This is a genomic window from Pseudomonas sp. PB120, from assembly GCF_009761815.1.
Classification (GTDB): domain Bacteria; phylum Pseudomonadota; class Gammaproteobacteria; order Pseudomonadales; family Pseudomonadaceae; genus Aquipseudomonas.
This window is the reverse complement of record NZ_RWIN01000119.1, coordinates 37698-45108: the sequence shown is the minus strand read 5'-3', so window position 1 is coordinate 45108 and position 7411 is coordinate 37698. Positions and strand designations below refer to the sequence as shown.

Below are 7411 nucleotides of genomic sequence, written 5' to 3'. Positions count from 1 at the left end.
GCCAACGTTAATGTTGGCTGACACACCATCGCGAGCAAGCTCGCTCCTACAGTGGTTTTTGGGTGTGACGACTAGCCCCGGCGATCCAGCAGGTTCACCACCAGCCGATCCACCCATCCCCAGATCCTCTGCTTCACCCGTCGCCACAGCGGCCGGCGTTGCCAGGCCTCCAGGCTGACTTCGAGGCTTTGCGCAAAGTCCTTCTCGAAACTCGCCGTCACCGCCCGGGTCAGCCCGGGATCCAGAGCCTCAAGGTTGGCTTCCAGGTTGAAGCGCAAATTCCAGTGGTCGAAGTTGCACGAGCCGATACTGACCCAATCATCGATCAGGACCATTTTCAGGTGCAGGAAACATGGCTGGTACTCGAAGATTTTCACCCCGGCCTTGAGTAATCGCGGGTAATAGCGATGCCCGGCGTAGCGCACCGAGGGGTGATCGGTGCGCGGTCCGGTCAGCAGCAAGCGCACATCGACGCCCCGGCTCGCCGCCCGACGCAGTGAGCGGCGGACTTTCCAGGTCGGCAGGAAATACGGCGTGGCCAGCCAGATCCGCCGCTGCCCACTGTTCAGCGCGCGCACCAGCGATTGCAGGATGTCGCGGTGTTGACGGGCGTCGGCATAGGCGACCCGGCCCATGCCCTCGCCCTTGGACGGCACGCGGGGCAATCGCGGCAAGCCGAAGTGCGAAGCGGGTTTCCAGGCGCGACGATGACGGTTGGCGATCCATTGCCGATCGAACAGCAACTGCCAGTCGATGACCAGCGGGCCGGTGATTTCCACCATCACTTCGTGCCATTCGCTGACGTCTTCGCCCGGCGTCCAGAACTCATCGGTGACCCCCGTGCCGCCGACCACTGCCAGATTCTGGTCCACCAGCAACAGCTTGCGATGATCGCGATAAAAATTGCCGACCCAGCGCCGCCAGTTCAATCGATTGTAGAAACGCAGTTCCACACCAGCGGCCAGCAAACGCTGACGCAGGGTCAAGGTGAACGCGAGGCTGCCGTAATCATCGAACAGGCAACGCACACGAACGCCGCGTTCGGCGGCCTGGACCAGCGCCTGAACCATCGCCTCGGCACAAGCACCCGCCTCCACCAGGTACAACTCCAGTTCGACCTGTTCTTCGGCGCGGGCAATCGCCACCAGCATCCGTGGGAAAAACTGCGGGCCGTCGATCAGCAGCTCAAAGCTGTTGCCTTCGCGCCAGGGAAAAATCGGACCGGCCATGTCAGCGCGCCGTGAAAATCAGTACCGCACCCACCGGCACCGACAGGCTGATCGCCGACAACCCGGCGACGTTGCGCAAGCTCTCAAGGCCGGGCGCCAGGTCAAAATCTTCAGCGTTGATCACCAGCGGCTCAAGGGTGACCACCTGGAAACGTCGGTCATCGAGACGCGTCGCCAACAATTCGGCGTTGTAGGCGTGTTGCTTGCCATGGAGGTTGACGGTCAGCGGCAAGCGCAGCTCCAGTTGTGCGCCGGGGGCGAGGTCGTTGATCGGCCGCAAGTCGATCTGTGCCGTGATCAACGCGTCGGGAAAGGTCTGGATCTGGAACAAGTCCTTGCGCATGCGTTCGTCCCGCAGCGGGATGCCGCTGTTGACTGAATCCAGCTCGACTTCGACTTCCGCCAGGCCCTTGGAATCGACCTTGCCGTGCAGCACCAGAAAACGCTGGACCTCGGAAATGTTGGCGTTTTTGGTGCTGACGAACGACAGCCGCGAAGACTCGCCGTCCAGGTACCAGTCGGCACGGGCCGACAGCGTGGCGCCGGCCAACAGCAGGAAACCGAGGATTTTGCAGCGGGACCGCCTGGACATAGAGACTCGTACTGAAATAAACCTGCACGAACCTTAACCGGCTGTGAGCCAGATGCAAACTGTCCATCACTGACACACAGACATTGTGGCGAGGGAGCTCGCTCCCGCTCGGCTGCGCAGCAGACGCAAAACCTGCATCAGTTTTGGGCCTGGAGAATAGCGCTGGTTGATTTTGGGAGTGCTCCGCACTCCAGCGGGAGCAAGCTCCCTCGCCACAAAAAAGCGTATTGAGCCCTTCGGTTGGATCAGGGTTGCAGGCGGCAGCCCTGGCGTTCGCCGACCCACACGGCGCTGTTGCTGCGGCCCATGCCGCTGACGGTGATCCGCTTGCCGGTGGCGTCATCGGTGAATTCGCTGGTCGGCAGCCACTGCTTCACATAGCTGTGGCAGTACTCGGCGTCGTTGTTCATCACGTACCGGCACGAACAATATTCCTTGGCGGTGTAAGCGCTGATGATGTCGGGGAACGCCCACAGCGCCACGCGCTCTTGCCAGATCCAGCCGAGCAAGGTGATCAGCAGCACCGACAACACCACGAGAATCGGTCGGCGAAGGTTCATGGCTGCACCTTCCCGGCAAAAGCCGCCAAGGCGCGTTTGAGCAATTCGTTGTGCTGGTAGCTGTCGTCCCGGTCGTCGCCGTAGCGCACGATCACCAGGTTCTCACTGGGAATCACGTACATCGCTTGCCCCCAGTGCCCCAGCGCCGCGAAGGTGTCGGCGGGGGCGTCGGGCCAGGGTTGCGTCGCGCCGTCCACTGCGCGGTTGAGCCACCATTGGCCGCCGGGCACTGCGTCATCCTGATGGGCTTGATAGTGGGCGAAAGGCTCGCGGTTGAAGGCGACCCAGTCCTTGGGCAGCAATTGGCGATCGCCCCAACGGCCGTCGCGCGCCATTAAAAGACCGACGCGAGCCAGGTCCCGGGCGGTGAGGTAAGCGTACGACGACGCCACGAACGTGCCGGTGGTGTCGGTTTCCCAAGTCGCGTGGCGAATGCCCAGCGGATCGAACAACGCCGTCCATGGATAGTCGGGATAACGGGCCGGGCCGACAATGTTCTTCAGCGCGGCGGACAGCAGATTGCTGTCACCGCTGGAGTAGCGAAACGCCTGCCCGGGTGCGGCGTATTCCGCGTGATCGGCGGTGAACGCGGCCATGTCGTGATGACCTCGGGTGTAGAGCATCGCGACCACCGAGGACTTCAGCGGCGCGTATTCGTAGTCTTCCTGCCAGTCCAGCCCAGAGGCCCAATGCAGCAGATCGGCCAAAGTCAGCGCCGGGTGCTTTTCCAGGGGTGGATAAAATTTGCGCACCGGGTCCCGGAGTTTGAACAGGCCTTCGCCATAGGCCACCCCCAGCACGGTGGCCATCAGGCTCTTGCTGATGGACCAGGTCAGGTGCGGCGTGTCGGCACGGGTCGGGCCGGCGTAACGCTCGAAGATCAGTTGACCGTCGCGGATCACCAGCAGGGCGTCGGTACGAATGCCTTGGCGGGTGGTGTCATTGCGGGGTGGGAAGGCGTAGGCCTCCAGGGCTTCGAGCGCGGGCCCGGTGATGGTCGGGCCGGTCGACCATTGCTCGGCGGGCCAGTTTTCGGCGTGGGCTGTGAGGCTGAGCAATAACATCAGGATCAGGGACAAGCCTTTGGACATGGCGGGGGCTCGGAGGGATGAACTGGCTGAGCCTAGTTGAGGTTGATGACAGTTTTGGAATTTGTGTCGGCCATGCCGCCGCCATCGCAAGCAGGCTCACTCCCACACTGGATTTATGTCGCGCTGAAGATTCCCTGTGGGAGTGGCGTTCCGACGATGAGGTCCGTCAGGTCGCCGCCAACGCCTTGGCCAACCGTTTCCCTCGCGCACCCGCCGCCAGATCCATCACCGCCCGATCCCGCTGCCACATCGCCGCCCAATGCTGCGGCCCACCAGCCAGGGCTTGATCGACCTCAGTCTTGAGCCCTTCGAACTGCGCAAACAATCCGCCCAGCAACACATGCCCGGCCGGCGTATTCGGCGCCTGTCGGCTGACTTCGGCACACCCGGCCAGCAGCGCCAGCAGGCGCAACTGCAAGGATTGCGGCCACTCGCTTTCCTGGCCAATGCCATACAGCCACGCCGTCATCGCACTCAGCACATAGATGTCTTCCAGGGTGCGGAACGGTTTGACGTACGCATCCCAGCCATCCCCCGCCAGCAACTCACACAATGCATTGTCGAGAAACAACCGACCGTGGCTGATGTCCGGCATCAACGGAATCGCCGGCAGTTTTTCCAGGCGCACACCTGGCTCGCCGGGGTAAATCACGGCCAGGCTCAGGCGTGCAGGCTCGCCCGGTTCCTCATTGCGTGAAGCCACCAGCAACCAGTCGGCGGCATCGCCCGCTGTGACGAAATCCTTGCGCCCGCTCACGCGCAAATCGCTCAAACGGGTTTGCATGTCCGTCGCCCGCAGGCTGCGATTCTCCGTCGCACACAGCGCGCCCAGGCTCAGCGGCGCGCTCGGCCAAAGCATGCGCAACGCCGCCTGGTAACCCACCAGAAACGCCAGCCCCGGTGTCGCCATCAGGCGACCGCCAGCAACCGCCAATTCGAACGGTGTGACGCATCCCAAGTTGTGGAGCAATGTCGCAAAACCTTCGCCCAGGTCCGGGTTGACGGGCAGGCGATCGTGGCGGTTCAACAGGGTTTGCCAGGGCATAAGAGGCTCCTTGAGGGCTGTCATATAAGCATCACCAAAGCTTCATGGCGATGACACCGGGGCTACATAGCCTGACTTTGCACAACAAGGCTGGATAAAGAAAGTCGATCCGCTGTAACCCAAGTCGGGTGAGCAGCCCGCACGGAGAATCGCCATGACTCAGATCGCCCGCATCAGCGACACCGGCAACGAACGCCGCCTGCAAGCCGAACGCCTGGTGGGCGCCGAGGCGCTTCAGGAGGCCCAGGCCTTGCGTTTCAACGTGTTCAGCGGCGAGTTCAACGCCAAGCTCAAGGGCGCGGAGCTGGGTCTGGACATGGACGACTACGATGTTCACTGCGCCCACATCGGTGTGCGTGATTTGAACACCGGACGCCTGGTGGCGACCACCCGTTTACTCGATCACACCGCGGCCAGCAGCCTGGGCAAGTTTTACAGCGAAGAAGAATTCAGCCTGCACGGCCTGGTCCACCTCAAGGGCCCGATCCTGGAAATCGGTCGCACGTGCGTCGACCCGGCCTACCGCAACGGCGGCACCATCGCCGTGCTCTGGGGTGAACTGGCCGAAGTCCTGAACCAGGGCGGCTACAGCTATTTGATGGGCTGCGCGAGCATCCCGATGCAGGACGGCGGCATCCAGGCTCACGCGATCATGCAGCGCCTGCGCGAACGCTACCTGTGCACCGAACACCTGCGCGCCGAGCCGAAAAAGCCGCTGCCGACCCTGGACATCCCGTCCAACGTCATCGCCGAAATGCCACCGCTGCTCAAGGCCTACATGCGCCTGGGCGCGAAGATCTGTGGCGAGCCTTGCTGGGATGAAGATTTCCAGGTGGCCGACGTGTTCATCCTGCTCAAGCGCGACGAACTCTGCCCGCGTTACGCCAAACACTTCAAGGCGGCCGTGTAATGAGTCGGTTGCGGGTGTACGCGCGGATTGCGCGAGTGCTGGTGGTGGTGAGCCTGGGGTTGAGCATGGCCAGTGTGTTCGGGCTGTTCGAACGCATGGGGATCGCCCATTCGATGGTTCGCCGCCAGCGTTGGTCGCGATTCTTCATGGCACGGTTGAGCAACGCCCTGCCCTTCAAAGTGACGGTTCACGGTGAATTGCCAACGACCTCGATGCTCTGGGTCAGCAACCACGTGTCCTGGACCGACATCCCCTTGCTGGGGATGCTCACGCCGTTGTCGTTCCTGTCCAAGGCCGAAGTGCGGACCTGGCCGGTGGCGGGCTGGTTGGCGGCCAAGGCGGGCAGCCTGTTTATTCGCCGCGGTTCGGGCGACAGTCAATTGATCCGCAAACAGATGACCCGTCATCTGGAGCAAGCCCATCCGCTGCTGATGTTCCCGGAAGGCACCACCACCGACGGCCGTTCGCTGCGCACCTTCCATGGTCGCTTGCTGTCGGCGGCGATTGATTCGCAAGTGAAACTGCAACCGGTGGCGATCCGTTACTTGCGCGATGGCGAGCTCGATTCGCTGGCACCGTTTATTGGTGATGATGATTTGCTGTCGCACTTGATGCGCCTGTTCGCCAATGATCGCGGCGATGTGGAGATTCATCTGCTCAAGCCGATCGCCTGCGAAGGCCGCGAGCGAGCGGCGCTGGCGTTTGAAGCGCAGCAGGCGGTGCAGAAGGCGTTGTTCGGGGCGATTCCGGAAACTGCGCGAGCCCCGATGCGCCCCGCGATTGCCGCCTGATTACCTATCCCCCTGTAGGAGCGAGCTTGCTCGCGATGGTCGTTAACGATAACGCGTGTTTACTGGCTAAACGTGGCGTTCTCAAGTCCATCGTCGGAACGCCGCCCGGAGCAAGCTCGCTCCTACAGTGGGGTTATGGTGTTGAAGGGTTTTGCGCGAAATCCTGAAGCTGTGGGTAGAACAACCTGAAATCTTCACTCAACGGTTCATACAACACGCGCAACTCCTGCATGGCGGCCGCCAATTCCTCGGGCTTGGTCAACCGCCGCGAAATCCCCCGCAGCACCTGCTCCAGCACCTCAAACTCCTGATAAGAACCCAACCAGTCATTCGCCACCATGTGCGGCGCAATCCTGGCCAGGCGTTCCGGCAGCTGCGGCTCGCTGGACAGCACCTGGTACACGCCTGATGTAAAGCGAGCCAACGGCTGATCCGAATAAAGCGTCCAGTCCCGGGCCAGGCAATGGTCGAAAAACACATCGAGCACGATCCCGGCATACCGCCGGCGCGTCATGGAAAACCGCGATAGCGAGACATCCACCACAGGATGCCGATCGGTAAACACGTCGATGCGGCGATGCAGCTGGATGGCGGCCTCAATCTCCGGATCGAACTGCCCTTGCAGCCGCCCTTTGACGAAATCGCCATAAAGACTGCCGAGCAGTTGACCGGGGCGCTGGCCACCGAGGTGTAGATGAGCGAGATAGTTCATGCCCGCAGCTTAGCACTGCGGAGCAAATATCGTTATAACCCGATATACCGATTTACGAGGTCGTCAAAACAAAATCATATTGGTATATCGCGAAATAACGATTTAAAGTTCGTTCCATCGCGATATAGCGTTTTACTCAACACGAGCCTCAGCCATGAACCTCGACCTCGACGAAATAATAAAAGCCCTGGCACACCCAGTACGACGAGAAATCCTGCACTGGCTCAAAGACCCGGACGTCGAATTCCCCGACCAGTCCCACAGCAACGAGCACGGCGTTTGCGCCGGGCAGATCGATCAGCGTTGCGGTTTGTCGCAGTCCACGGTGTCCGCCCACCTGGCCACCCTGCAACGCGCCGGCCTCATCACCAGCCGTAAAGTCGGCCAGTGGCATTTTTTCAAACGTAACGAGGAAACCATCCAGGCATTCCTCCGCACCTTCAGTAAAGAGCTCTGACCCTTCACGTCAGCCAGCCGACAA

At 61.6% G+C, this 7411-nt stretch carries 9 protein-coding genes; 3 read left to right on the top strand and 6 right to left on the bottom strand.

Going from position 1 to position 7411, the window contains the following annotated elements:
* Positions 1–71: 71 nt before the first annotated feature.
* The 5 genes from EJA72_RS21715 to EJA72_RS21695 form a co-directional block, all read right to left on the bottom strand.
* Entirely contained in the window at positions 72–1229 is a 1158-nt protein-coding gene (locus EJA72_RS21715; protein WP_157713469.1) for a phosphatidylserine/phosphatidylglycerophosphate/cardiolipin synthase family protein, read from the bottom strand.
* A gap of 1 nt (position 1230) precedes the next feature.
* The gene (locus tag EJA72_RS21710; RefSeq protein WP_157713467.1) at positions 1231–1821 is read right to left on the bottom strand and encodes a YceI family protein; all 591 of its coding nucleotides are present in this window, start codon (positions 1819–1821) and stop codon (positions 1231–1233) included.
* 245 nt (positions 1822–2066) lie between these two features.
* Entirely contained in the window at positions 2067–2381 is a 315-nt protein-coding gene (locus tag EJA72_RS21705) for an amidase (protein ID WP_157713465.1), read from the bottom strand.
* Entirely contained in the window at positions 2378–3472 is a 1095-nt protein-coding gene (locus EJA72_RS21700) for a serine hydrolase (RefSeq protein WP_157713463.1), read from the bottom strand. Before EJA72_RS21700 ends, EJA72_RS21705 begins: the two co-directional genes overlap by 4 nt.
* A 166-nt stretch (positions 3473–3638) precedes the next feature.
* Positions 3639–4517, bottom strand: a complete 879-nt coding sequence (locus EJA72_RS21695) for an acyl-CoA dehydrogenase (protein WP_157713462.1) — start codon at positions 4515–4517, stop codon at positions 3639–3641.
* A gap of 154 nt (positions 4518–4671) precedes the next feature.
* Here EJA72_RS21695 and olsB point away from each other — a divergent pair, with 154 nt between their 5' ends.
* On the top strand, positions 4672–5427 hold the full coding sequence (gene olsB, locus EJA72_RS21690; RefSeq protein WP_007903792.1) for an L-ornithine N(alpha)-acyltransferase: 756 nt from the start codon (positions 4672–4674) through the stop codon (positions 5425–5427).
* Positions 5427–6218 (top strand): 1-acyl-sn-glycerol-3-phosphate acyltransferase, encoded by a 792-nt coding sequence (locus tag EJA72_RS21685; protein WP_157713460.1) that lies wholly within the window; start codon positions 5427–5429, stop codon positions 6216–6218. The genes olsB and EJA72_RS21685 overlap by 1 nt, the downstream gene beginning before the upstream one ends.
* Positions 6219–6351: 133 nt before the next feature.
* Here EJA72_RS21685 and EJA72_RS21680 read toward each other — a convergent pair whose 3' ends face one another.
* Positions 6352–6930, bottom strand: a complete 579-nt coding sequence (locus tag EJA72_RS21680) for an ACP phosphodiesterase (protein WP_157713458.1) — start codon at positions 6928–6930, stop codon at positions 6352–6354.
* A gap of 154 nt (positions 6931–7084) precedes the next feature.
* Between EJA72_RS21680 and EJA72_RS21675 the strand changes: the two genes are divergently transcribed.
* Positions 7085–7387 (top strand): helix-turn-helix transcriptional regulator, encoded by a 303-nt coding sequence (locus EJA72_RS21675; protein ID WP_157713456.1) that lies wholly within the window; start codon positions 7085–7087, stop codon positions 7385–7387.
* Positions 7388–7411: the final 24 nt, after the last annotated feature.